At 45.1% G+C, this 25,461-nt stretch carries 25 protein-coding genes and 1 pseudogene; 16 read left to right on the plus strand and 10 right to left on the minus strand.

Going from position 1 to position 25,461, the window contains the following annotated elements; all coding sequences use genetic code 11:
* Positions 1 to 406 precede the first annotated feature (406 nt).
* Both I8U27_RS04285 and I8U27_RS04290 read right to left on the minus strand, forming a co-directional pair.
* Positions 407 to 614 (minus strand): annotated as a pseudogene (locus I8U27_RS04285) (manganese catalase family protein); the annotation flags it as partial.
* 107 nt (positions 615 to 721) lie between these two features.
* A complete protein-coding gene (locus I8U27_RS04290) occupies positions 722 to 1,231 on the minus strand; it encodes a DUF3231 family protein (protein ID WP_181750766.1) in 510 nt (169 codons plus the stop codon).
* Positions 1,232 to 1,741: 510 nt separating this feature from the next.
* Here I8U27_RS04290 and I8U27_RS04295 point away from each other — a divergent pair.
* Entirely contained in the window at positions 1,742 to 1,957 is a 216-nt protein-coding gene (locus tag I8U27_RS04295) for a hypothetical protein (protein WP_181750767.1), read from the plus strand.
* A gap of 206 nt (positions 1,958 to 2,163) precedes the next feature.
* On the opposite strand, the gene I8U27_RS04300 is transcribed toward I8U27_RS04295, so the two are convergent.
* From I8U27_RS04300 to I8U27_RS04320, 5 genes are all read right to left on the minus strand, one after another.
* On the minus strand, positions 2,164 to 2,538 hold the full coding sequence (locus tag I8U27_RS04300; protein ID WP_181750768.1) for a carboxypeptidase-like regulatory domain-containing protein: 375 nt from the start codon (positions 2,536 to 2,538) through the stop codon (positions 2,164 to 2,166).
* Between the two features lie 49 nt (positions 2,539 to 2,587).
* Positions 2,588 to 4,489, minus strand: coding sequence for a cytochrome c oxidase subunit I (ctaD, locus tag I8U27_RS04305; protein ID WP_181750769.1), 1,902 nt, complete (start codon positions 4,487 to 4,489; stop codon positions 2,588 to 2,590).
* 517 nt (positions 4,490 to 5,006) lie between these two features.
* Entirely contained in the window at positions 5,007 to 6,497 is a 1,491-nt protein-coding gene (locus I8U27_RS04310; RefSeq protein WP_181750770.1) for an aldehyde dehydrogenase family protein, read from the minus strand.
* Positions 6,498 to 6,587: 90 nt separating this feature from the next.
* Positions 6,588 to 7,025 carry a Fur family transcriptional regulator gene (locus I8U27_RS04315; RefSeq protein ID WP_181750771.1) on the minus strand — a complete coding sequence of 146 codons (438 nt, stop codon included), beginning with the start codon at positions 7,023 to 7,025 and terminating at the stop codon, positions 6,588 to 6,590.
* An 85-nt stretch (positions 7,026 to 7,110) separates the two neighbouring features.
* On the minus strand, positions 7,111 to 8,562 hold the full coding sequence (locus tag I8U27_RS04320) for a catalase (RefSeq protein ID WP_181750772.1): 1,452 nt from the start codon (positions 8,560 to 8,562) through the stop codon (positions 7,111 to 7,113).
* Positions 8,563 to 8,851: 289 nt separating this feature from the next.
* On the opposite strand from I8U27_RS04320, the gene I8U27_RS04325 reads away from it, so the two are divergent.
* The gene (locus tag I8U27_RS04325; protein ID WP_181750773.1) at positions 8,852 to 8,995 is read left to right on the plus strand and encodes a hypothetical protein; all 144 of its coding nucleotides are present in this window, start codon (positions 8,852 to 8,854) and stop codon (positions 8,993 to 8,995) included.
* A 38-nt stretch (positions 8,996 to 9,033) separates the two neighbouring features.
* Here the strand turns inward: I8U27_RS04325 and I8U27_RS04330 are convergent, their stop codons facing one another.
* Both I8U27_RS04330 and I8U27_RS04335 read right to left on the minus strand, forming a co-directional pair.
* On the minus strand, positions 9,034 to 9,978 hold the full coding sequence (locus tag I8U27_RS04330; RefSeq protein WP_181750774.1) for an amidohydrolase family protein: 945 nt from the start codon (positions 9,976 to 9,978) through the stop codon (positions 9,034 to 9,036).
* Positions 9,979 to 10,003: 25 nt separating this feature from the next.
* The gene (locus tag I8U27_RS04335) at positions 10,004 to 10,783 is read right to left on the minus strand and encodes an IclR family transcriptional regulator (RefSeq protein WP_181750775.1); all 780 of its coding nucleotides are present in this window, start codon (positions 10,781 to 10,783) and stop codon (positions 10,004 to 10,006) included.
* Between the two features lie 256 nt (positions 10,784 to 11,039).
* On the opposite strand from I8U27_RS04335, the gene I8U27_RS04340 reads away from it, so the two are divergent.
* The 11 genes from I8U27_RS04340 (at position 11,040) to I8U27_RS04390 (ending at position 21,867) form a co-directional block, all read left to right on the plus strand.
* Positions 11,040 to 12,515: an aldehyde dehydrogenase gene (locus I8U27_RS04340; RefSeq protein WP_181750776.1), complete on the plus strand. Its 1,476-nt coding sequence runs from the start codon at positions 11,040 to 11,042 to the stop codon at positions 12,513 to 12,515.
* A gap of 12 nt (positions 12,516 to 12,527) precedes the next feature.
* Complete coding sequence (locus I8U27_RS04345; protein WP_232345238.1) at positions 12,528 to 13,328, plus strand: 2-keto-4-pentenoate hydratase; 801 nt, start codon at positions 12,528 to 12,530, stop codon at positions 13,326 to 13,328.
* Between the two features lie 36 nt (positions 13,329 to 13,364).
* A complete protein-coding gene (locus I8U27_RS04350) occupies positions 13,365 to 14,249 on the plus strand; it encodes an acetaldehyde dehydrogenase (acetylating) (RefSeq protein WP_181750777.1) in 885 nt (294 codons plus the stop codon).
* A 14-nt stretch (positions 14,250 to 14,263) separates the two neighbouring features.
* Positions 14,264 to 15,277, plus strand: coding sequence for a 4-hydroxy-2-oxovalerate aldolase (dmpG, locus tag I8U27_RS04355; RefSeq protein WP_181750778.1), 1,014 nt, complete (start codon positions 14,264 to 14,266; stop codon positions 15,275 to 15,277).
* Positions 15,278 to 15,280: 3 nt separating this feature from the next.
* Positions 15,281 to 16,066, plus strand: coding sequence for a 2-keto-4-pentenoate hydratase (locus I8U27_RS04360; RefSeq protein WP_181750779.1), 786 nt, complete (start codon positions 15,281 to 15,283; stop codon positions 16,064 to 16,066).
* Positions 16,067 to 16,092: 26 nt separating this feature from the next.
* Positions 16,093 to 16,287, plus strand: a complete 195-nt coding sequence (locus I8U27_RS04365; protein ID WP_181750780.1) for a 4-oxalocrotonate tautomerase — start codon at positions 16,093 to 16,095, stop codon at positions 16,285 to 16,287.
* Between the two features lie 35 nt (positions 16,288 to 16,322).
* The gene (locus tag I8U27_RS04370; RefSeq protein WP_181750781.1) at positions 16,323 to 17,147 is read left to right on the plus strand and encodes a DODA-type extradiol aromatic ring-opening family dioxygenase; all 825 of its coding nucleotides are present in this window, start codon (positions 16,323 to 16,325) and stop codon (positions 17,145 to 17,147) included.
* A gap of 115 nt (positions 17,148 to 17,262) precedes the next feature.
* The gene (gene pobA / locus I8U27_RS04375; RefSeq protein WP_181750782.1) at positions 17,263 to 18,447 is read left to right on the plus strand and encodes a 4-hydroxybenzoate 3-monooxygenase; all 1,185 of its coding nucleotides are present in this window, start codon (positions 17,263 to 17,265) and stop codon (positions 18,445 to 18,447) included.
* A 65-nt stretch (positions 18,448 to 18,512) separates the two neighbouring features.
* Positions 18,513 to 19,946, plus strand: coding sequence for an MFS transporter (locus tag I8U27_RS04380; protein ID WP_181750783.1), 1,434 nt, complete (start codon positions 18,513 to 18,515; stop codon positions 19,944 to 19,946).
* Positions 19,947 to 20,011: 65 nt separating this feature from the next.
* The gene (locus I8U27_RS04385; RefSeq protein WP_181750784.1) at positions 20,012 to 21,367 is read left to right on the plus strand and encodes an aromatic ring-hydroxylating oxygenase subunit alpha; all 1,356 of its coding nucleotides are present in this window, start codon (positions 20,012 to 20,014) and stop codon (positions 21,365 to 21,367) included.
* Entirely contained in the window at positions 21,367 to 21,867 is a 501-nt protein-coding gene (locus I8U27_RS04390) for a 3-phenylpropionate/cinnamic acid dioxygenase subunit beta (RefSeq protein ID WP_181750785.1), read from the plus strand. Before I8U27_RS04385 ends, I8U27_RS04390 begins: the two co-directional genes overlap by 1 nt.
* A 132-nt stretch (positions 21,868 to 21,999) precedes the next feature.
* On the opposite strand, the gene I8U27_RS04395 is transcribed toward I8U27_RS04390, so the two are convergent.
* The gene (locus I8U27_RS04395) at positions 22,000 to 22,665 is read right to left on the minus strand and encodes a pectate lyase (protein WP_181750786.1); all 666 of its coding nucleotides are present in this window, start codon (positions 22,663 to 22,665) and stop codon (positions 22,000 to 22,002) included.
* A gap of 544 nt (positions 22,666 to 23,209) precedes the next feature.
* Between I8U27_RS04395 and I8U27_RS04400 the strand changes: the two genes are divergently transcribed.
* From I8U27_RS04400 to I8U27_RS04410, 3 genes are all read left to right on the plus strand, one after another.
* Positions 23,210 to 23,527 (plus strand): cupin domain-containing protein, encoded by a 318-nt coding sequence (locus I8U27_RS04400; protein WP_181750787.1) that lies wholly within the window; start codon positions 23,210 to 23,212, stop codon positions 23,525 to 23,527.
* A 220-nt stretch (positions 23,528 to 23,747) separates the two neighbouring features.
* Complete coding sequence (locus tag I8U27_RS04405) at positions 23,748 to 24,755, plus strand: TRAP transporter substrate-binding protein (protein ID WP_181750788.1); 1,008 nt, start codon at positions 23,748 to 23,750, stop codon at positions 24,753 to 24,755.
* 61 nt (positions 24,756 to 24,816) lie between these two features.
* Positions 24,817 to 25,248, plus strand: a complete 432-nt coding sequence (locus I8U27_RS04410; protein ID WP_198065845.1) for a helix-turn-helix domain-containing protein — start codon at positions 24,817 to 24,819, stop codon at positions 25,246 to 25,248.
* Positions 25,249 to 25,461: the final 213 nt, after the last annotated feature.

Raw genomic sequence — 25,461 nt, forward strand, 5'->3', positions numbered from 1 at the left:
ACGTTTTTTCCCTTTGTTTTTGAATCCTCATCCGAATTAGTTTTCTTTGCAAGCAATGGTTTATGCTGCTGGCAGACCTGGTTGTAAACGACTGTTGCTCCCATTTCAGAAAGAAAATGCTGAACTTGTGTGAGTACGTTCGTTTCAAATTGTGCTGAATCGGAAAATGGGGAAGCCTGGTTGCTTTTAGGCTTCAGATATATTTTTTCCCGCAAGAGTTGCCTCTCGCAGTTCCACTTTCTTTTGTTCCACATTCCATCGTATACAGAATCCTTGTTCGACCCTGTGTTTTCGTCAACAAACAACTAAGCTTACTTTTTACAAGGGCGGGGTGTGTCGTGAACTGGTTGAGGGGCAGGAGGCAAATAGGGTTTCTCACCGAACGCCTGAGGGTGTTCTATATAATAAGTTCTTCTGTTCCGGAGTCTAGCAGCAGGTCACGGTATTTGGATCTAGACTTGCTGCGGCTATTCCATTCCTTGAAATAAATATTGCATGGCAACGGTTATTTCCCCGAACTGTCCTCCCAATATTTCTTGCAATTTTTTTGCGTAAACCGGGTCTGGTCGTTCGGGTTTGGCTTCAAACTGAAGTTCTTTAACATGGAAAAACAGGCTACCTCCTTCGTTGCTCTTTCATCTACAAATTATTAGGTGGCAGCCTATTTGGTTCCAATCTAGGGACTTTCTTTTAAAAAGAAATAAGCCGCTTTCCATGTATACTAAACTTCAGGATTCATGTGAAGGGGAGGAGGAATCAACCATCCTTTCTTTTTGAGTAGTTTTAGCAATTTACCGAGGTATTGTGACTTTATCATGTGGAACTGGCCAAACATCATGGCAATATCCTCGCGCGTAGCTGTAGCCATGGCTTGGGAGTAAGCAACCAGTCCCGCTCCCAGTTCAGCCCCTACTTTTAAAGCTATTTCGTTATCATTAAACCTTGCTCCGACTGGAATACTCTCAAGATCGGCTTTAGGACGTTCTGGAGGGGCAGGTGGAAGAGCAATCTCATTGGCTTTAAGAACTTCTTGGAATTTTTCAATTTCGGGTCGAATTTTGTTTTCAATGAGATCCTCCAGGAAGTTTCTTAGGTCCCCATCCCCCGAATGATTGATCATCACCTGGTAGGCGGCAATCAATCCCTGTGATCCAGCAAGAGCCGAGTGAATAGCGAAAACCTCCCCGTAATGCAAAGGTTCATTTTTTTGATTACCACTTAAAACACCCATGTGTTTTCCTCCTTATGATTGAGATATAAGCAGAATTTGTTTTCCCCTGCTAAATCAAATGTGTTTCAACAGGCTTGACCCTAAATGAGTAAGTGTATCAGTATACTACTAACGTGCCGTTGCTGTACGGAGAGCGAGAAGGTGGTTTCTGGATTAGTTTTCTCTTTTTTTGCTTTGTTATTCATGCTTTTTCCGAAAATGCATTCAGACTCAAAGGATTCCTGCAGAGGGAGATTCGCATGGTCTTGATCAAGTAAGAGATGAAGATTTTTAAATAAACAGCTATGTATAAGTACTTACTGTCAGAACAATCTGGGACCATGCGATCGTTATTCGGAAAACTCCGAATCCGAGCGCTTTATAGTCAGTTAAAAGGAAAATTCATCCAGTCACTAAATATTCCCTGGTTATTAGCAAACCCATTTAAACAGGGGTTTGTATAAGGGATTAATTTATCAATCTGTTGATTAAACTATTTAATGATTCCCTTATTAACGAGGAGTGATTTTTATGACTGAAAGAGAAGTGTTAAAGGATATTAGTAAATTGTATGAAGAGTTAAGTTCATTAAAAGGCCGATTAACAGTTGTGGAAGAATCCATTCGTAAAATGACTCAACCTCAACAAACATACCAGCCAACATCTGTACAGGAACAGCTGGCACAACAGATGATGTTACGCTCATCACAACCTGATCGGTCTCCACAACAATATTCTGGAAGATAATGACTTAAACGGAGTATACCCTTCGATTCACCTCAACGATCTCCGTAGACCCTGTTCTACCACCAGAAGCTTCTACAAAACACCTGCAAATTTTAAACTGCCAAGGCTAGGGACCGGCTATCACCTAGCCATTTTTATCCCGATTCTACAAACTATTTCAAAAAAGCTAGAAAGCGTATTAGTCACCCGTATAATTACCATTCAAATTATTGACTGCTTGTTAGCATGTTTTTCAATGTAATGGATTTTCCCGGCTTTACTTCGACTGATTTTATAGTAAATGAATCATAGCCGGCTTTTTTTAATTTAAAGTCGTATTTACCTGGTGGCAGGATCCATTTCCACCGGCCCAGGTCATCACTAAAATTAAACAGATCCCTGACTCGTACTGCTTTGTTGTGAGGGACGGGGTCAACCCAAACATGATTGACCGGTTGGGCTTTTTCGTCTGTGATGACCCCCTTCACGACACAATATTGATTGAGCGATTTCAGTGAAGACCAGATACTTTGGGTTAGGACAGCGGTAATTGCTAGATGGATGATAATAATAAAGTAAAAAATGTTTGAACGAGTAAGCATCTTTCAACCTCCACGTCGTTATATGAGTTGTTGTTTCTAATTGTAGATTTCAGACGTTATGGTCCATTTTATTGAGATCAATGTGGTAACCGGGGTCATGCTGAAATGAACGAACAAACATAAGGATGACTACGAATAGTAAACCTAAGAACCCCGCTAGATAAGTGTCCCTTACGATGAATCCAAGCCCCGCAAGAAACATTCCCAGGGACATCAAGAAAGGTAACACCGAAGGGGATGGCATATGAATGGACCCCAGAGGTTCCGCTGGGGTCATTTCTTTCTTCCCTTCCTGTTTCTCTAACCAAAAGGCATCAAATCCTCGTACACGCGGTAATTGGGCAAAATTATACACAGGTGGTGGAGAAGGAATCGACCATTCAAGGGAACGCCCATTCCATGGGTCGGCTGATGCCGGAGCCCCTTTTCGGAATGTCTGATACATGTTGTAGATGAGGGCGAGAGAACCAATAATCATACCAATTGTTCCAATGGTACTGACCAAATTAAGCGGAGCAAGGGCTCCTTCATTATAGGTAAAGACCCGGCGTGGCATGCCGAATAGTCCCAAGAAGTGTTGAGGAAAGAAAGTCAAATGCATTCCGATAATAAATGTCCAAAAATGAATTTTACCTAACTTCTCACTCAACATCTTTCCAAACATTTTCGGCCACCAGTAATAAATGCCGGCAAAGATGCCTAAAATGGTTCCCCCTACCAGAACATAATGAAAGTGTGCAACAACAAAGTAGTTATCATGATACTGGTAATCCGCGGCTGGAAGAGCAACCATGACTCCTGTCACCCCTCCGATGACAAAGGTAGGTATAAAACCTACAGCAAAAAGCATGGGTGTCTTGAAATGAATTTCCCCACCCCACATCGTAAACAACCAGTTAAAAACCTTGATCCCCGTTGGGACGGCAATGGCCATACTCGCCAGTCCGAATACGGTGTTTGATACAGGTCCAAGACCTACAGTAAACATGTGATGAACCCAAACCATGAATCCTAAGAACCCAATAAGTACAGTTGCAAAGACCATAGAAGTATATCCAAATAAACGTTTTTTGGAGAAGGTACTAAAGACATCAGACATAACTCCAAAAGCCGGGAGAATTAATATATATACTTCCGGATGACCAAAAATCCAGAATATGTGTTCCCAAATAATCGTCTGTCCCCCCATTGTAAAATCAAAGAAATGGGATCCAAACATTCGATCAAACATCAACAGCAGCAAACCTACAGTTAGGGCAGGAAAAGCAAATAAAATGAGACCCGAAGTAACAAAAGCTGTCCAGGTAAAAAGGGGCATTCTCAAAAAGGACATCCCCGGTGTACGCATGTTAATGATTGTGACAATAAAGTTTATTCCTCCCACCAGTGTTCCAATTCCCGATATCTGAAGCCCCAGTGTATAATAATCGATACCCGGACCCGGACTATATTGTTGCAAAGAAAGAGAAGGATAGGAAGTCCATCCCGCGTCAGCAACTCCTCCAAAAACCCATCCTAAATTGATAAGAATTCCACCAAACAAAAATAACCAAAAACCTAACGCGTTTAGAAAAGGGAATGCCACATCTCGGGCTCCAATCTGAAGTGGAACAATAAAATTGAATAAACCAAGAATCATAGGTGGAGCAGCCAAAAACATCATCGTCGTCCCGTGCATGGTCAATAGTTGGTTATAAGGGTCGCCAATAATAAAATCGTTCGCTGGTACAACCAATTGTAATCGCATCAGGAATGCTTCCAATCCAGCTAACAGGAAAAAAAAGAACCCCGCCATGAAATAGAGAATTCCTATTTTTTTATGATCCACGGTAGTAATCCAATCCCAGACTTTCGTTTGATTCGCTCGTTCCTGTAAATCTTTCGTATATCCACCCGTAAAAATAGCCGCTAGAAATAAAGCAAATACAATAACAATTATCAGTGTAGCCATGGTAAAAACTCCTTTTTCTACATAGTAATCTTATTTTTACCATCAAGCTTATTTTTGATTCTGATCATGTGATTGTCTTAAGACTTCATGCGGACTGTATGGAATATTCAAAAAACTTTGCTGGTTATATCTGACGCGTTAAAAATAAACGAAGGCGATTGCGTAATCGCCAAACACCAATTTCTTTAAATTAATCCACAGCAAAAAAACAGCATGACTTGCATTTGACACGATGCTTCTTATGAAGCGTCGTCAAACGCATTTCATGCTGATTAAATTTTTTCTGGCTATATATAAATTGACCGGGTAAAATCATGAGAATGAGTGACATGGAGCCAAAAGCTGGCAGGAGACGTTCCACAGATGCAGGTACATACAGCATGAGCAGAACTGCGGGATGGACTGGTCAGATAGCCCTTAGCTTGGAGTTGCACGAAGCTGAAATGGATTGAGTTGCTATCTACCTGAGAACCCCGGTGCGAAGTCTGCTGTAAGAGGACTTTTAAGAGTGTATAGTCTACTCAGGTATGTAAGGCAGGTCAAGGTCCTTAGGGATATTAATGACGTGGGTTTCCGTGTAGGACAATATACCTTCAACGCCGTATTCCCGTCCAACCCCGGATTGTTTGACCCCGCCGAATGGAAATCGTACATCAAGGCCTTGAATGGCAGCCGTATTAATCATTGTCGTACCCGCCTCGATTCGATGAGCAACCCGAACCGCGTGTTCCTCTTGACCCCAAACAGAGCTGGTAAGGCCGTAAATGCTTTCATTATGAAGCTTAATTACCTGTTCCTCATCATCATACGGTAAAATGGGCACTGTTGGGCCAAACTGTTCCTCCACTACAATCGGATCGTGATAGTCACAACCTAACACTAAAGTAGGTTGCAAGTAGTAACCCTGTTCAAACAGATCGGGGTCAAGAACCCGTCCCAATGGGATTACCTCTGCTCCGCGACTCCTGGCATCGTCTATGAGACTCTTCACATACTTGAGTTGGTTTAAATTGTTTACAGGGCCGATGGTTACGTCCGGATTAAACGGATCACCGACGCGAATCCACTTGTTGGCCGCCTCCATATATTTTTTAACAAAGTCATCATAGATAGAGCGATGAACATAGACCCGTTTGGCAATCATGCAAATTTGGCCTGCTGTGAGAAAGTTGGAGATCACGAGACGGCGCATGGCACGCTCATCATTTACGTCAAACCCGTCAAGAATGATGGCTGCATCATTGCCCCCAAGCTCTAATGTCATTTTTTTAATCGTCTCCGCAGCTGCTTTCATAATATGCTTCGCTGTCCTGGTTCCGCCAGTAAAGGCAATTTTCGCTACTTTGGGGTTGGATGTCAGCTCTACTCCGACATCTTCTTCACCATGAACCATGTTAAGCACCCCCGGCGGGAACTCGGAGGAGATGATTTCTACTACCTTACTGACAGCAAGGGGAGCAAACGGGCTTGGTTTCAGCACCATCGTATTACCCGACAGAAGTGCAGGGGCAATCTTAATGGTGGAAAGAGAAATGGGGTAATTCCAGGGGATAATGGCGGAGACAACCCCTACCGGATCATAAGTGATAATTGTCTTGCCCTTCTCATGCTCCTTTACCTTCTCTTGAATCACTTCCTTTACGTTATTGGCAGCAAACTCCATCCACATCAGAGATACGGCGATTTCGCCCTCTGAATCATAAAGCGGCTTACCGTGTTCAAGGGAGAGCAGCCGGGATAATTCCGGAGTGGCCGCTTTCAACTTTTCAATAGCACGGCGCATCCGTTCAATGCGTTCCTCAACAGGGGTCCATTTCCAGGTTGAAAACGCCTCAGATGCAGCATCAATCGCTTTTACTGCGTCTTCCCGCGTATTGACTGGTGCATAGCCGACTATTTCTTTAGGATTTGTTGGATTTTCCCGTGGATATTGTTTTTCTGTCTTTACCTTTTTTCCGTTGATGATAGCAGGAACAACGATCGGTTCAGCCGGGGTCTTATCTCTCACTACTATACCTTCTTTCAATGATAGTGATGATGACCATAGTGTTTAGCAATGAACAGTAAAGTATACAGGTGTGTTTAAGACAAGAAGCTGTCAAGGTTCCTCTGTCTGACAGGAGGGACAGAGGCCGTATATCTCCAGGCGATGCGATTCGATGCTATACCCGGTTGCCTGAATAATTTCACTCTCTGCCATAGGAAGCAGTGGACAGCGAAAATCGGTGATACTGCCGCAACGACGGCAAATCACATGGTCGTGTTCCATCAGGTTGGCATCAAACCGGCTGGACGCAGCACTGTAGGTTACTCTTATAATATTTGCCTGTTTGAACAGGCGCAGGTTGTTGTAGATCGTTGTTGCGCTCATGTTGGGGTAATCATCTTTTAGTGCTTCATAGATATCGTGTGCGGTGGGATGATGTGTCGATGACAGCAAATAGGAAAGAATGGCGTTCCGTTGCGGAGTGATCCTTACACCCATTCGTTTGAGCGTTTCGATCGCATCGACGTGATGATGATTCTTGATGCTCATCTCCCCCTTTGCCAAGGGCTACATCATGTCGGCCAACCGCCAATCCTTCCCGGATCAGCGGTCGGCCCCGTCATTCTTGCTGTTCTTATTTCACAAAAGCGCTCAAATCAATGTTCAACCCTTTGGCCAGGCGTTCGCCATACTCTTTGTCGGCCCGATAAAAGTTACAAATAGCCAGTTTTTGTGTATGTTCGTTTACCTGGGATAAGTCATTCACCAGATTTTTAATTAGATTATTACGCTCTGCTTCCGTAAAAGCCCGATAACGTTCCCCGGCTTGCTGAAAATCCAGCGTTTTAAAGATTTTCTGGCGGCCGGCTGCACCTTCCAGCGGGGTTTCGCTTTCCAGATAAGCGGGATCAGCTTTGGGGCGATCCTCATAGCGGTTGGGCTCGTAATTGACCGGACTGATGTTGGTACGGGTCTGCATGTTGCCATCCACTTGATAATTATTCACTTTGGCATATGGGCAATTGATCGGCAGATTTAAGTAGTTCGGCCCGATCCGGTGGCGCTGGGTATCCGGATAAGAGAACAGACGCCCTTGCAGCAGCTTATCTTCGGAAGGTTCAATGCCGGGAACCAGTGCGCTTGGAGAAAAGGCGGACTGTTCCACCTCCGCAAAGTAATTTTGCGGATTGCGATTAAGTGTCATGCGGCCGACCAGTTGCAAAGGATAGATATCTTCCGGCCAAACCTTGGTGGGATCGAGCGGATCAAATTCAAAATTATCCATATCTTCAGGCGGAAGAATCTGCACATACAGGTCCCATTCGGGAAAATTTCCCTTGGCGATCTGTTCATACAAGTCCCTGGTCGCATGATTAAAGTCTTTTCCTTGCACTTCACGGGCCTCTTCGGCAGTGAAGTTTCTTACCCCTTGCAGCGGTTTCCAATGATATTTAACATAAACAACTTTCCCCTCCGCGTTCACCCATTTGAAGGCGTGAACGCTGAAGCCTTCCATTTGCCGGTAATTGGCGGGGGTGCCGTAGTCGGAGAACACCCAGGTCATCATATGGGTGGATTCAGGTGTTAGCGTCATGAAGTCCCAATAGCGGTCAGGATCTTGAATATTGGTATCGGGAGCCGGTTTTAAAGAGTGAACCATGTCCGGGAATTTGATGGCATCACGGATGAAGAAAACGGGCAAGTGGTTCCCGACGATATCGTAGTTTCCTTCTTCTGTATAGAATTTGGTTGCAAAACCGCGCGGGTCGCGGGCGGTTTCGGGTGAACCTGTCCCGTGGATCACGGTGGAAAAGCGGACAAATACGGGGGTTTCTTTTCCTGCTTCCTGCAAAAATGCCGCCTTCGTATATGCTTTCATGCTGTTGGTCACTTTAAACACGCCATGGGCGCCGGCCCCGCGTGCATGAACCACCCGTTCCGGAACACGTTCGCGGTCAAAGTGGGCTAATTTTTCGAGTAAATGGTAGTCTTCCAATAACGTAGGCCCTCTTCGACCCGCCGTGCGGGAATTTTGATTATCTCCCACTGGTGCACCCTGGTTGGTCGTCAAGCGGTTTTGATCCATTGATCCACAACTCCTTATAATAATTATATGTTGATTATTAATCTCATTTAATAATAATTATAATTAAGGTAGAGCGCAAGTATTTTTTTTTGACAAAAAATGAAAAACCCCAGACCAATGCAACTTAAGGTTTCCGAGTTGAGGATATAACTGAATTCGGTTGTGAAGAGTTCTTTACATGTAAAGTCAGTTGCCGATTCGCTTTAAAAAAGGTGAAACCAGACTATACCAGTCAGATTTGCAAATGCAGACATAGTGGGGAGGCAAACAGAAAAGGGCTCCGGTTCAAATGCAGACAGTGCGATATACCTGTCATGCTGATTTGAACGGAGCCATTACATTGCCAAGACTGTTTCGTTTAGCCACCTGGCGTACCTCTAATACCTCGGGCAATTCCGATTGGTCGTGGGCACCGGATATTCCCTGTTTTTGAGCATACGGGAGAGGCGGCTTCAGCTGTGTGGAGTGTCACTATGATCCTTCGTTCAGGAGAGAGCGGACACCACTTTCATTATAGGTTGCAGGAGGCCAGGCGCAAAGATCAAACGGAAAATCTGAACCGGGAACAATTTTGTCCTCTCCCACAACTTCTGCCAGATAACGCAAACTTGCAGGGGTCCAAAGTACGGAGTCAAACCAAAAGCGCCGCAAATAATCGGCGGGAGGAGCCTGTAAAGAAGCGGAAACGCCTGTCCATTGTTCATATCCTTTATTTAACCGTCCAATTTGATAAGGGAGAAAGCCGCCTCCATGGGCGAGCAGAACTTTCACATCCGGGTATTTGTCCAGTAAACCGCTTAACAGTAAATCCGCAGCACAAATCGTTGTTTCCCAGGGAACACCGATGAGGTTGGGCATCATTCTTTGTTTTAACCGGGGATCTTCACAAAGTAAGGGATGTATAAAAATAATCGCTTTCTGATGATTGGCTTCTTCCCAAAAAGGGTTAAAGAACTCGTCTGTTAACATCACTTTCGATAATCCGGGACCGATGATGGCCCCCCTTAATCCCAGTCCCATTGCACTTTTTAATTCGTTCGCTGCACGAACGGGACTATTTAAAGGAATCGTAGCGAATGCAGACAGCCGTTTTTTATGTTCCCGAACCCAACTGGCCAGTGCACGATTGTAAACGGATGAGAGTTCAGCCGTAATTTGTTCAGGAAAATCATACAAAAAAAGTTGTGGTACGGGTGAAACAACGGAGTGAGAAACCCCGGCTTTTTCTTGCTCCAGCAGGTATAATGCAGGATTGATAAACGACTCTTTCAGTTCAAATCCCCATTTGTTATTCACAATGAGAAATTCTGCCCGATCAGGTCCTTTCTGCTCCCATTTGGCGTCAACTACATTTTGGTTATCCTTAAGCCAAAGCAACACTTCAGGTGGAATAAAGTGAGTATGCAGATCGAACAAATCAACCACGCTCCTGCTTTTTTTATCAAATGGATCCATTCTTCCAGTAACCTAATCGATCCGAAATTTCTTTGGCAGCATTTTTTACTTTATTAATAATGGAAATATTGTGTGGATTCATGCGATGGACGGGACCGATCACCGTGATCGCATAAACCACTTTGCCTGTATAGTCCCGGATCGGTGCTGCAATCGATGCGACCCCTTCAAGAATTTCCTCGATGCTGATGGCATATTCCTGTTCCTTGACAGACTTTAGTGCGGCCCGAAAGTCATCGCTGCTGGTTATGGTGTGTGCTGTATATTTTTGCAGTCCCTTTTCAATATATTGATCGATGACTTTTTCCTCTGAATTTGCAAGAAGCACTTTCCCGGAGCTTGTACAGTGAGCGGGGTTTCTTCTTCCGATATGAGATAAAATTTTTACAGGGTGTTTGCATTCAACCTGATTGAGATAGACAACATCCATTCCTTCCAGAACAGCAATATGTGCAGTCTCTCCGATTTCCTGGACCAGTCTTTGAAGAATGGGATCTGACTCCCGATTAATTTCGAGGTTTGAAGTCAAAACAGTATTTAAATGAAGAATCGACAAGCCTAAACGATATTTTTGTGTCTCAGGATCTTTTATTACAAATCCCTCGCTGGCAAGAGTGGCAAGCAAACGGCTGACCGTACTTTTCCCCAGTCCCAGTGAAACGGCCAACTCGGTTACTTTTTTCTCCGGCTCATCCATGGTAAAGGTTCGCAAAAGACGAAGCGCATTTTTTACCGAAGAAAGGAGATATTCCTGGTTATTTTTCATATAAGTTCCCCTTCTGTTTGTTGCTTATATAAGAACAATGATCCTTTATAATGCACATATTCAGCTTATCATAAATTTAAAACAAAATGAATCATATTAATCAGGGCAGTTTTAAAAGATAAAAATGCGATTTTGTTCCATATAGAAGAACTGCAGTGTTGTATAGTAAACAATATTGTTTTACTATAAACATAAGAGGAATGAAAAATTTTCGAATTGGGATATCTTTTGTATTCCAATTCGGGGAGGTCAGTTCATGCAGGGACAAACAACATTAGAAAACAATGTAAAATCACTTAATTGTATGCATTTTATTAACGGGCAATATATTGCTTCAAAAAATGGAAAGACATTTGACAATATCAATCCGGCAACACAGGAAATTTTGGGCTGGGTGTCTGAAGGGGGGAGAGAAGAAATTGACCTCGCTGTGGGGGCAGCAAGAAGGGCATTAGACGGACCCTGGAAAAAGATGTCTTCCCATGATCGGATTTCCGTTATTAGACGGATCGGAGATCTCATTCTTGAAAGGAAGGATGAGTTGGCGAAGCTGGAATCACTGGATACCGGAAAACCATACTGGCTTTCAAGCACGGTCGACATTCCGCGTTCCGCTTATAATTTTCATTTCTTTGCCGACTATCTGCGGGCGTTGGGGACAGAGGCTTACCAGACGGATGACACAGCCATCAACTATTCGATTCGTCGTCCTGTGGGTGTCGTCGGGTTGATTAATCCCTGGAATCTGCCCCTTTTATTGTTAACCTGGAAGTTGGCTCCATGCCTGGCAGCCGGGAATACGGTCGTGATGAAGCCGGCTGAATTGACACCGATAACGGCTACCCTGCTAGGTGAAATCTGCCGCGACGCCGGGGTGCCTGATGGAGTGGTCAACATTGTTCATGGTTTCGGTCCTGATTCTGCCGGCGCAGCCCTGACGGAACATCCGGATGTGGATGCTATTTCCTTTACCGGAGAAACAGCGACGGGAAAAGTGATTATGGCAGCTGCTGCAAAATCATTGAAAAAGCTTTCTTACGAACTCGGAGGTAAAAACCCAAATATTATTTTTGCTGATTCCAACTTGGATGAAGTGATTGAAACCACTCTTAAATCCAGTTTTATTAACCAGGGGGAAGTCTGTCTTTGCGGTTCGCGCATCTATGTAGAGCGTCCAGTCTATGAAGAGTTTCTGCAAAAGTTTGTGGCAAGGACGAAAGAACTGGTTGTCGGTGATCCATTTGATCCGAAAACAAAGGTAGGAGCACTGATTGGGGCAGAGCATTACCAACGGGTCCTAAGTTATATTCAACTGGCCCAAGAGGAAGGCGGACAGATTTTAACAGGTGGCCGTCGTCCGGAAGGAATGGACAAGGGATACTATCTCGAACCGACGGTCATTGTGGGGTTAAACCGCAATTGCCGTGTCGTTCGCGAAGAAATTTTCGGACCTGTTGTCACTGTTATGCCTTTTGATTCCGAAGAAGAAGTGATTGCACAGGCCAATGATACGCATTATGGATTGAGCGCTTCCATCTGGACCAATGATCTGCGCCGTGCCCATCGTGTGGCCGGACAAATCGAAGCAGGAATCATCTGGGTAAATACCTGGTTTTTACGTGATCTGCGTACGCCGTTTGGCGGTATGAAGCAAAGCGGCATTGGTCGTGAAGGCGGGATGCATAGCTTTGATTTCTACACCGAATTAACGAATATTTGTATCAAGTTGTAGGAGGGAGCCGCTTTGAAGCTGGAACATGGGGAGAAAGCTATCAAATTTTCTGAGCACCTTGCCCGTGCCGAAATCGAGCGCCGCGGAGTCTTGCCTCTCACTGAAGTTGATCCGAATCTTACTGTCGAGGAAGCGTATCAAGTTCAACTGCTGACCATTCAAAAGAAAGTGGAAGCAGGCCAACGCGTGGTAGGAAAGAAGATCGGGTTAACCTCTCTGGCTATGCAGAGATTATTAGGTGTAGATCAGCCGGATTATGGTCACTTGCTGGATGGTATGGTCGTCGAAAATGGAGGAGAAATCTCGTGGGATCGGGTTCTTCAACCAAAAGTAGAAGCTGAGATTGCCTTCATATTGAAAAAAGAGTTAGAAGGGCCCCAAGTGACGGCGATGGATGTTTTGCAAGCCACAGATTATGTGCTTCCTGCTTTGGAGATTGTAGACAGCCGCGTAGCAGACTGGAAAATCAAATTGCAGGATACGATTGCTGATAACGCCTCCTCCGGTCTTTATGTGCTGGGTGGAAAACCACTTTCCATTGATCAACTCGATCTTGCACAGGTAGGGATGGTCCTTTACAAAAATGGCGAGATCATGAACACGGGGGTAGGTGCGGCGGCATTGGGTCACCCGGCTGTATGCGTAGCCTGGCTGGCCAACAGGATGGCGGAATTCGGCCTTATCTTGAAGGCGGGAGAAGTGATTCTTTCAGGCGCCCTTTCCGCTGCCGTGAATGCTGAACCGGGAGATCATTTTCAAGCCCGGTTTGCCCATCTGGGAGAAGTGAATGTTCGGTTTGCCAGTGCACGATAGACGACAGGCAAGGAGACAGAAAGGAGTGAACATTCCATGTCCAAACTGAAAGCAGCTATTCTTGGCTCAGGAAATATTGGTACGGATTTAATGATGAAGTTGGAGCGCTCAAACGTTTTACAATTAACTGCTATGATCGGGATTGATCCTGAGTCAGATGGTTTGCGGCGTGCAAAATCGCAGGGCTATGAGGTAATTGATACCGGGATCAAAGGTTTTCTTGAACGCCCGGAGCTGGCTGATATCGTTTTTGATGCTACCTCTGCCAAAGCGCATATGGGTCACGCGAAGTTACTGGATGAAGCGGGAAAAATAGTCCTTGATCTGACACCTGCTGCGGTTGGAGCCCTGATTGTGCCTCCGGTCAATCTGGGGGAACATATGGAGGAAAGAAACGTCAACCTCATCACATGCGGCGGACAGGCGACCATCCCCATTGTCCATGCGATTCATCGGGTAAACCCAGTCGGCTATGCCGAAATTGTAGCGACGATATCCAGTAAAAGCGCGGGACCGGGAACTCGGGCAAATATTGACGAATTTACACAAACGACCGCTCGCGGGATTGAAGTCATCGGTGGCGCCAAAAAAGGGAAGGCCATTATCATTTTGAATCCGGCTGAACCGCCGATTCTTATGAGAAACACAGTACATGCGCTGGTTGAACAAGGAAGCATGGACGAGGCAAAGGTAACCCAGTCGATTCTGGAGATGGTAGAAACTGTGCAGTCTTACGTTCCTGGATACCGTCTCCGAACGGAACCGATCTTTGACGGAAACAGAGTCACCGTATTCCTGGAAGTGGAAGGAGCTGGAGACTATTTGCCAAAATATTCCGGTAATCTTGATATTATGACCGCCGCTGCCGTAAAAGTCGCAGAAGAGTTCGCTAAGTATCAGTTGGCTAAGCAAGTTGTTTAGAGGAGGGCGGCCCTATGACTAAAAAGCGTAAAATCTATATTACGGAAGTGGCCCTGCGGGATGGGAGCCATGCGATTGCCCACCAATATACCATAGATCAAGTCTTAAAAGTGGCGAAAGCTTTAGATGAAGCCCATGTACCCTATATTGAGGTGTCTCACGGTGACGGGCTGGCCGGTTCCTCCTTGCAGTACGGATTATCCCGTACCGATGAACAGGAACTAATCGAAGCGGCGGTATCCGTTTGTGAGCGGGCGAAAGTGGCAGTATTGCTTCTGCCCGGGATCGGCACCATGAAAGAATTAAAACAAGCTGCCAACCTTGGTGCTAAAATGGCGAGAATTGCCACCCATGTGACAGAAGCGGATGTTTCCGCCCAGCATATTGCTTTATCGAAGGAACTTGGGTTGGAAACAGTTGGATTCCTGATGATGGCCCACATGGCTCCGGTGGAAAAGCTCGTTGAACAGGCAAAGCTGATGGAAAGCTATGGAGCAGACACGGTGTATGTAGTGGACTCCGCAGGGGCTTTGCTTCCGCATGAAGTAAAGGAAAGAATCTCTGCTCTGCGGCAACATGTAAGCGTTAACATCGGATTTCACGGTCATAACAACTTATCGTTGGCAATGGCTAATACCCTTGTTGCCATTGAGGAGGGAGCGACACGGATTGACGGCAGTGTTCGTTGTTTAGGTGCCGGTGCCGGAAACACACAAACGGAAGTGCTCATAGCCGTTTTAGACCGGCTGGGAATAGAGACAGGAGTGGATCTGTACAAGATGATGGATCTGGCGGAAGACATGATTGCGCCTATTCTTCCAGTGCCGCAAGAGATTACAAGAGATAGTCTTGTTTTGGGTTATGCCGGAGTTTATTCCAGTTTTCTGCTTCATGCCCGGCGGGCTGCTAAGAAATTCGGGATTGATTCCCGTGATATTTTAATTGAACTTGGCAAGTTGAAGGTAGTGGGTGGCCAAGAAGATATGATCATGGATGTAGCAGCGAAAATTGCAAAAGAGAAGGTGTAAGAAATGGGAGTTATCAACTATAGGGCAACGGCCGAATTTTTACACCGGGCTGAAATAGAAAAGCGGGAAGTTACTCGGATTACAGCAGATTATCCGGATATGACCGTTGAAGATGCGTATCGGGTTCAGGAAGAACTGGTTTCCATGAAACGCCAACATGGACATCGGATTGTTGGCCCTAAAATGGGTTTAACCAGTCAAGTTAAAATGAAACAGATGAACGTGGAAGAACCTATTTATGGATATATATTTGATTATATGGTTGTACCTGATGGAGGTACGATTACGATGCATGAGTTGATCCACCCTAAAGTAGAAGCTGAAATTGCCTTTATTTTGCGAACAGAAATAGAAGGTCCGGGCATTTCTGGCGCTCAAGTGCTTGCAGCCACCGAATATGTTGTTCCAGCCCTGGAAATTATAGACAGCCGCTATGAGAATTTTCGATTTACTTTGCCGGATGTCATTGCGGATAATGCTTCATCTTCAAGAGTGGTGTTTGGCTCCCGGCTGACACGGGCTGATCATTTAGAACTTGATTTAGTAGGTGTTACGTTATCGGTCAATGGGGATATCAAAGATTTTGGTGCAGGGGCTGCCGTACTCGGACATCCGGCTAACTCGGTTGCCATGCTGGCCAACATGCTGGCAAGAAAGGGAAAAAAATTAAATGAGGGGGATATCATTTTAACCGGAGGAGTAACAGGTGCTGTGAGATTGGTGGCCGGGGATACGGTTTCAGCGAGACTTGACGGTTTGGGAGAAGTGGGTTTCAAAATCGCAGAATAAAAAAACTTGGATTTATGGAGGTTATCATGCCAATTGTGAATATTCAGATTTTACAGGGAAGACCTGAAGAGAAAGTGAAGGAAGTTATTTCTAATGTGACGGAAGTTATTTGTACCACACTTGATGTTCCTGAGGAAACGGTTCGTGTTCTTGTATCGGAGGTTCCAACAACCCACTGGGGGATTGGCGGAACCCCGGTATCAGATAAACCGGGCAGATAAAAAATCTTTAACATTATGCGGAGGAGGAACTTAAGATGACGATTGAATTGGGAATGCTTGTACCCCATACGCCTCGGATGTGTCATGAGGACCAGGCCCCGGAATTTCAAAAAGAGTTGGTTCAGGGGATGCATCAAGCTGCAAAAAGTATTGAAAGCGTTAAACCTGATGCCGTTGTTCTCATTTCCTGCCATTGGGCGTCCAGCTTTTATCATTATGTGGATGCCACACCCGAACACAAAGGGGTCTTAACTGCCTTTGAAGATCCTAAGCTAATTTCTAACGTGCCATATCATTATCCGGGAGATGAACAACTGGCAAGCCAGTTAGTAGAGGCAGGGCAAAAGGCCCGTCTTCCTGTCGTCAAAGTAAACGATCCAACGTATGTATGGGATTATGGTACAGTAGTCCCCCTTCGTTACCTGATACCAAAAGGGGATATACCAGTCATCGATCTATCCGTTTGCTGGGCAGCGAACCTGGAAGAAACGTATTTCTGGGGACAGCAGATTGGAAAGGTTCTCCGTGAAAGCAACAAGCGTGTGGTCTTTGTCAGCAGTGGTGCTCTTTCTCATAATCTTGTCAGGGGACCCGAAAAAATGCCTACGATTGCCGAACAAGCTCTCGATCAGCAATTTTTGCAGTATTTAAACAGCAATGATCTCCAGTCAGCCTGGAAAATGCTCCCTCAGTATTCCAAAGCGGCAGGAGTGGAGTCGGGGGGACGCCATCTGGCAATGTTGCTGGGTGTATTGGAAGGAAGCTATAGAAGCCATTACTACGGTTATGGTCAATCTTCAGGCAGCGCAAATGTGGTTATGACTTTTGAACCCCAATATGCAAGAGAAGCGGGTGTGTAGACATATTCCGCCAGTTGGCGGATGATGTATAACGTCAGTTTATGTACTTATTTCATTAACAATTTTTTCAGAAGGTTCCAAGTATGTAATCACCAGCTAAAGGAGGGACGTGATCATGCACACACAGGTTGGAATTATCGGAGCAGGACCGGCTGGCCTGATGCTCGCGCACCTTCTCCATCTTCAGGGCATTGAGTCGATCATCATTGAGAGCCGCACCCGCAGCCAAATTGAGGGAACGATCCGGGCTGGTGTGCTTGAACAGGGCACAGTAGACCTCATGAATGAGGCGGGTGTTGGCGAGCGGATGATGCGTGAGGGGCATTTCCACCAGGGAATCGAACTGCGCTTCAATGGTAAAGGCCACCGGATCAATATTCATGAGCTTACCGGCGGGAAAAATGTCACTGTATATGCCCAACATGAGGTAATCAAAGATCTCGTTGCCGCCCGGCTCAAGGCGGGTGGAGAGATTATATTTAATGTTGGTGATGTGAGCCTGCACGATCTCGATACCTCAGTACCGAAAATCCGTTTCCGTAAGGATAAGAGCGGGGAACTTCAGGAAATTACCTGTGACTTTATCGCCGGTTGTGACGGCTTCCACGGTCCAAGCCGTGCATCTATCCCGGGAAGTATCCTCAAGGAATACCAGAAAGTGTATCCGTTTGGCTGGCTTGGCATTCTTATAGAAGCGCCGCCATCGGCACCCGAGCTGATCTACGCGAACCACGAGCGTGGTTTTGCCCTGCTCAGCACACGGTCGCCCGAGATCCAGCGTCTCTACATTCAGGTTGATCCCGGGGATGACATCGCCAGCTGGTCCGACGACCGGATCTGGACGGAACTCCATGCACGTCTTGAAACCAATGATGGGTGGAAGCTGATCGAGGGTCCCATCATTCAGAAGGGCATCATCGGGATGCGCAGTTTTGTCTGCCATCCGATGCAGTACGGCCGACTATTCCTGGCCGGTGACGCAGCGCACATTGTCCCGCCGACTGGTGCCAAAGGACTCAATCTGGCCATCGCGGATGTCAGGGTTCTGGAACGTGGTCTGGCTGTCTTTTACACGTCAGGCCAAACCGAACAGCTTGAAAGCTATTCCGCGACCTGTCTCCGGCGTGTCTGGAAGGCAGAACGCTTCTCCTGGTACATGACGTCCATGTTGCATCGCCACTATGACCACACCGCGTTCGAGCATCGCCTCCAACTGGCCGAACTGGATTATGTCACATCCTCAAGAGCGGCATCGACCAGCCTCGCCGAGAACTACGTCGGTTTGCCCATGGAGTGGTAAGAACCGGCGGAAGCAGACAGTGATAAGCTGGCAAAGTACCTTTTTCATCAAAGGGGGAGACGGATATGAAAGGTTGGAAGCGTTATCATACGATTTGGACGATGCTATTTTTGGGATGGTTTGTTTCATATGCGGACCGCACGTTAACAGGACCGGTCGTCACGTGGATGATAGAAAACAATGTCTCTATATTGGAGTCTGCCTCAAATCCTCATGCACTCGGAGGACTGTTGGGCAGTTTATTCTTCGCCGGATATATGCTGACACAATTCCCCGGAGGATACTTTGGAGATAAATTCGGTTATCGAACCATAATCATTGTAAGCATTGTTTGGGCCGGTATCGCCACTCTGATTTCCGGTTTGTTCACCGGGTTAATCATTTTTATTGCCCTGCGGGTATTAACAGGATTAGGGGAAGGGGTGTTTTATTCAAACGACCGATCCCTGATCGCTCAAGTATCTCCTCCCAACAAAGTAGGTCTGGGTATGGGAATTGTAATATCCGGTCTTTCCACCGGTTTAACGGTCGCATTGCTCGGCACTCCGTATCTTATTCATGCATTTCAGCCGATATTCGGAAATGAAGCATGGAGAGTTCCGTTTGTTGTGATGGGGATGATTACCCTAATCACTGCTGTACTTATGTATAAATACATGAGACCGGTTGATTTTGTCAACAAGACAGAACCCTTCGGGAAAGCAGTTGTTAAATTGTTAAAGTATTCAACCGTATTCTTTGTCATGATCATGGCCATTTATTTCCTAACTGATTATTTCAGGATGACACCTGCAATCGTTGGAGTTATATTCACCGGACTTGCCGTCGTCTTTATCTACTATGTCTATAAAACGAAAACATCCGAAGTTGGCCCTGTTCTTAAGGACCGGAACTTGAACTTCATTTATATCGGATACATCGCGGTTTTATGGCATTTATGGTTTTATGGATTCTGGTCGGTATCGATTGTCAAAGATTTTGGAGGAGGAGCTTTAACGTCCGCTGCATTAATTGCTTCTTTTAATGCATTGGCCGGATTGATTGGGTTTCCGGTTGGTGGAAAAATTTCTGACATGGTTGCCCACAAGACGAACGGCCGCCGTAATGTTTTAATCGGATTAACCGCTATCTTAACAGTACTCATCTTTGTCTTCGCTGTCTATGTCATGACCGGGAACAAAGATCCTGTGGTGATGTCTATCCTGTTATTCTTGTCGGGTCTCTTCTTCTTTGCCCTACAGCCCGTAGCCCAGGCGATGACATCCGATTTGGCTCCTCCTGAACATCGGGGATCGGCGTTTGGGATGTTAAATCTGATATCCGAAATCGGAGCTTTATTATCACCGGTCATTTCCGGAGCGATGCGTGATTATACGGGCGGCTGGGGAAGTGCCCTGCTTTTGGATGGAGCTTTGATGGGCATCAGTTGTTTGTTCTATATAGCAGTTAGAACAAAAAGAGTGCCCGCTATAAGGACAGAAACAAAAGTATCCGGGTAAAATTTAAAAAGCGTTTTTATTCTTGAGTTTCTAAAAAAGAGCCAAAAAATGAGGAGGAAGAACTCATGATAAAAAATGCCCTGGATGAAAAAACAATTCAGACAATTAAACAAAAGATGTCAGAGGGATTGTTGCCGCAGTGGGTTCTAAGTGATCCTCAAATCCATGAACTTGAATTGCAAAAGATATTTGGGCATACCTGGCAGTTTTTAGCCCATGAATCAGAACTGAAGGAATCCGGGAGTTATGTTACGAGATGGATGGCAGATGATCCTGTACTGGTAGTTAGAAACAGTAAAGGGGAAATAAAAGCTTTCTTAAACTCATGCACACATAGGGGTACGCATTTATGCACAGCAGATTTTGGGAACAAGAAAACATTTACATGTCCATATCATGGATGGAGTTATAACCTTGATGGAGATCTGATTGGAATCGTTGCTGGAAACAAAGTCTATGGCCAGGAGATGAAAAAAGATGAGTGGGGCCTTCGCCCGATTCCAAAAATCGGGATCTATCGTGGAATGATCTTTGGAAACTTGGACCCTCATGCCATTCCATTGACTGATTATTTAGGAGATATGAAATGGTATTTTGATATTTTGCTGGGCAGAAGCGATGGAGGCATGGAAGTCAGAGGAGTCCCTCAACGTTGGGTAGCCCAGGCCAATTGGAAAATGACAAGTGAAAACTTCGCTGCGGACCCCTATCATGTTCAAACGACCCACCGCTCCACTGTTGAAATGGGGATCAGTCCCAAAGATCCCCTGTATGCGGGGTATGGACATCAAGTCGTGTTAGGACACGGGCATGGTATCAATGTAATCACGTCAGCTACAGGTCAATCTGCCCATCCATTCCAGGGGATGCCCGAGTCAATGTGGCCGATGTTTAAAAGAAACTTAAATCCGGAACAATTTGAGATCTTATCAAAAACAACAGTCTTTGTGGGAGGCGTTTTCCCAAATCTCTCCTTTGTGAGCCCTGTTCACGGAACAGAGGGACATTTGCATAACTATTTAAATTTTCGTGTTTGGCGGCCTTTAGGACCTGATAAAGTGGAAGTCTGGTGTTGGTTTATGATTGATAAGGCAGCTCCGGAAGAATACAAAGAAGAAGCCTATAAAGGATATATTGGATCGTTTGGGCCTTCCGGCACATTGGAGCAAGACGACACTGAAATTTGGGCGCGGGTTGTTCAGGCAAGTAAAGGGATAATGGCCCGGGATAAAACACTGAGCTATAACAATGTCTTCAATTATCTGATGGGATTTGACCGAGTTGAGCCCGATGAGAATTTCCCCGGACCGGGTGTCGCTTATCCAACCTGTTATCTTGATGCTTTATCAAGAAGTATGCATGAATACTGGTTAGAAATGCTTACAAGAGATCTTCACATTGAAGGAGGGGAAAATCATTAATGAACTCTGAATTACAATCGCAAATTAGCCAGTTTCTTTATCATGAGGCATATTTATTGGATCATCGGAAATATGAAGAGTGGCTGAACTTACTGACTGATGATATTGTGTACCGAATGCCCGTACGTGTAACAACGGAGGAGAAAAATGGATCGAATCTTGTGGATGACATGACCTATTTTGAGGAAACGAAAAAGTCCCTTATCACAAGGGTGAAAAGGCTTTATACCAAATCCGCATGGGTCGAAAACCCGGCGCCCCGGCAACGGCATTTCATTAGCAATATCGTTGTTGAACCGAATTCTCATTCAGACGAATATCAAGTGCGAAGCTATTTTTTATTTCACCGCAGCAGAGGTTCAGACTTGAATATTGAACAATTATCTGGAGAAAGAGTGGATGTGATACGAAAAGAAAAGGAAGGATGGAGAATTGCCTCACGAACTATTTATCCTGATCAGGCTGTCTTAGGTGTTATGAATCTCAGTATGTTTTTATGAATTTCACCAAAATCGAAGTTTAAAATATTTGTGGTACCTCAGATTCTGTTCTGTGTGTAAAATGTTTTAAGCCCAAGTGCGCATGGGATGATAGAAACCATGCGCACTTGGGTAAGTTTATTTGCTTGGTGATTAAAATTCTACATTATTATATTCGGTAATATGTTGTACGCCGATCCACTTTTCGCCGACATTGGAGTATCTCGTGTTGGTCATGGTGACTTCACTTGTGTCGCTGTCCGTTCTGAAAATAGCCTCATCCATGTTTGTGATTAGACAATTGTCAATAAACACAGATACTTTGAATGTTGTGCCGCCATTTTGACGAATCATTTTGCCTGCGTCATCGGCAGTGAAGTTGAGTACTCTGAAGGTGGAAGGGGCATTGATCTGGAATATTTTGTCGGCCGCTTTTTTGGCGAAACCGCCTCTGACCGTAACCGTTCCTGATTCCTTCACAGTTAAAGCGTCTTCCCCGACGTCTTCCCATTTCACATTTTCAACCAGGCAATCGCCATAGCAGTGAACCCCATCGGCAGCCGGAGCCCCGAGGACCACGTTTTTCAAAGTGGCGCCTTCCTCCAGTTTAAACATGGGTTTTTGGTTTTCACCCTGACCGCCGTCACCCAGCTCCGAACCGGCAATATATCTTGCTCCTTTACCATCAAAGGTTTGGCCGGCTTCTACCACCACCGTCTCGTGCAGAACCGTATCAGCGGCCGAAGCGGTCGATGTGGAAAGACTGAACACGGACACACCCATCACCAGCGCAAGCAACAAACTTGCCCATTTTTTCATATTCAACCATCCTCCTGTTTAAATGAGATGAGTTTAAAGCGGAAGGTAATCAAGGTACCATTTGTAAGCACTTACATTAACGGATATCCCCACCCCTTTTCTGTGCAGTCCCTCATCTGACTCCCCGGCACCAACTATTGGAGGATTTGTGCAAATACATCTATAAATTTTTTTGCTTCCCTTTTGCTTGTTTCCTTTGGTTGTTTATAATCATACGATGATTATATTTGAAAGTACATGTAATTTTTTCAGATATTATATCAACTATCTCGGTTTTCAATAAAAACACTTCATAATATACGTAAAAAAGCTGTTATGATTATGAATTTTTTTCATTTGGAAAAACTAATGTGTTTTTTAAATAAAAATGATCGTTATTTATATTGATTTATTAATTGAAATGATTTAGAATAATCTAAATAACAACGTTGTAAAAATCGTTCGTTGAAATAGAGTGAAGGTCAGGGGTTGCAATGGTTTCGCTTAGGTCCATTCAGAGGCTTTCCCACAATACCTGAATGACAGCTGAAAGGGGAAGAGACAAATGACTCATATCAATCAATGGGAACAGGCTGAACCAGGAGTGCGCAGAAAGATTTTTCAACCCGGAAAGGAAATCATGATGATGGAAGTTCAGTTTGAACAGGGGGCAGTGGGATCTGAACACAGCCATCCTCATGAGCAAATCACCTATTGCCTGAAAGGAAGATTGGAATTTCTGATTGAAGGAAAAAAGATTGAATTGTCTGCGGGTGAGAGCATTTATATACCAGGCGATGTGAGACATGGAGTAAAAGCGTTGGAGGAAAGCGCACTGTTGGATGTATTTACCCCTGTGCGGGAAGATCTGTTGAAAAGATGATGCTTTCTTGATCTAAAAAGCCGTGACAGGGATTGTGGTGGTGTTAGTACAGATGAGAAGGTGATTGAAAGAGGTGTTGTTACGCGGCGGGTGAAGGTTGTATTGGCTTTTGAGAATGGACAGATGTGCCCGGTGCTTTCGTGATTACTTATGCTCCCGGTCTTTCGTTGTGGCTTTCCTCCAATGGATATGAAAGTGACAACTCAGGAGGTTGATCATCATGTTGAAGAAAAGGTTAAGAGTTGTGACATTTCTTACATTCGTATTGGCGCTTGGGCTGATTGCGGTTGGATGCACAGGAGCGGCAAAGTCGGAAAAAGTGGAGCCGCAATACCGTTTTCGCTTAGCGGAAATCCATCCGGCTGATTACCCGACAACCAAAGGGGATCAAAAGTTTGCCGATCTGGTATATGAGCGGAGCAAGGGCCGGATCAAGATTGATGTTTTTCCTTCGGGGCAATTGGGAGATGAAAAAGCAGTGATTGAACAAGTCCAATTGGGAGCGATTGAATTGGCCAGAGTCAGCACAGGGCCGGTCGCGGAATTTAATGACAAATTCGGCGTGTTCAGCCTGCCATATATTTTTGAAAGCAAAGAGCATTTGTGGAAGTTCCTTCAGGGACCTGAAGGGCAAAAAATGTTGGAAGACCTGAAGAATGCGCGCTTACGGGGGCTGGCTTATTATGATGCGGGAGCGCGAAGCTTTTACTCGAAAAAACCATTGACCGATGTTTCAAGTTTACGGGGACAAAAGGTTCGGGTGCAACAAAATAAGATTAACATTGACTTTATGGCTGCCTTTGGTGCAAGTGCCACCCCGATGGCCGCGGGTGAAATATTTAGTGCCTTGCAAACGGGAGTGATTGATGCGGCTGAAAATAATTTTCCGACATATCTTTCACATAGGCACTACGAAACAGCCAAGTATATGATCCTCGATGAACACCAGCGCATTCCCGAAGTACTGGTAATCAGTGATTTGACATGGAACAAACTCTCGGCTGAGAATCAAAAGCTGATAAAACAAGCGGCCCTGGATTCGGTGGAGTATCAAAAGGAAGAGTTTGCCAAAAAAGAGAAAGAGGCGGAGCAGCAATTGCTGAGTGCGGATGTCAAAATAACGAAAGTGACGGATATGCAGAAATGGAAAGACGCGGTAAAAGAGGTTCACAATAAATATGGAAGTCAATACCGCGAACTTTTGCAGAAAATTGAGGAAGCAAAGTGAGCAGCCGCTTAAGTTTGTTGTTACATTACAAAACACGGCGTATTCGGGTGAGGGTATAGCTATGCAAAGTGTTTTCAAAAGGGAGGAACAAACGGAAAAATTTGAGGGAAGAGGGAGAAGACCGTTGGAACTGTCACCTGTTGAACACATCAAGCGGTATGTTCAGGAACATGTGGCGGAAACCATTTCATTGAGTGAAGCGGCAACCAAAGTCTATCTAAATCCCAATTATTTCAGCCAGTTGTTTAAACAGCAAACCGGACAGAGCTTTGTTCGTTATGTAACGGAAATTAAAATGGATAAAGCAAAGGAGTTATTGATTCATACGTCTTTGCGCGTTTCTGAGGTTGCGGAGCGGGTGGGCTATATGGATGTGGCCTATTTTAGCAACACATTTAAGAAAATGGTGGGAGAGGCACCAAGCGAGTACCGGAGAAAACATGCCGGACACAGTGGAGAGCGCTGTCATTTCCGGGAAAAAACGAGTAAATGATTCATTTAACCGGCACGTTGGAAAGGTCAGACAGGATCAAGGCATGGTGCTTGTTCATGATGATTACAACGTTTTCCTCGGATAAACGGCGAATCTTCTCTATTGCATGCTGTGACAGAAACGGCGATTTGCTTTCATGAGTGAATCTGTTGCCCATGCCGCAGGCTGGTGTTGTAAATCCAAAATCATATCAAGGCTGTTGGCATTCTCTAT

Source organism: Paenactinomyces guangxiensis, from assembly GCF_016055185.1.
GTDB classification, from domain to species: domain Bacteria; phylum Bacillota; class Bacilli; order Thermoactinomycetales; family Thermoactinomycetaceae; genus Paenactinomyces; species Paenactinomyces guangxiensis.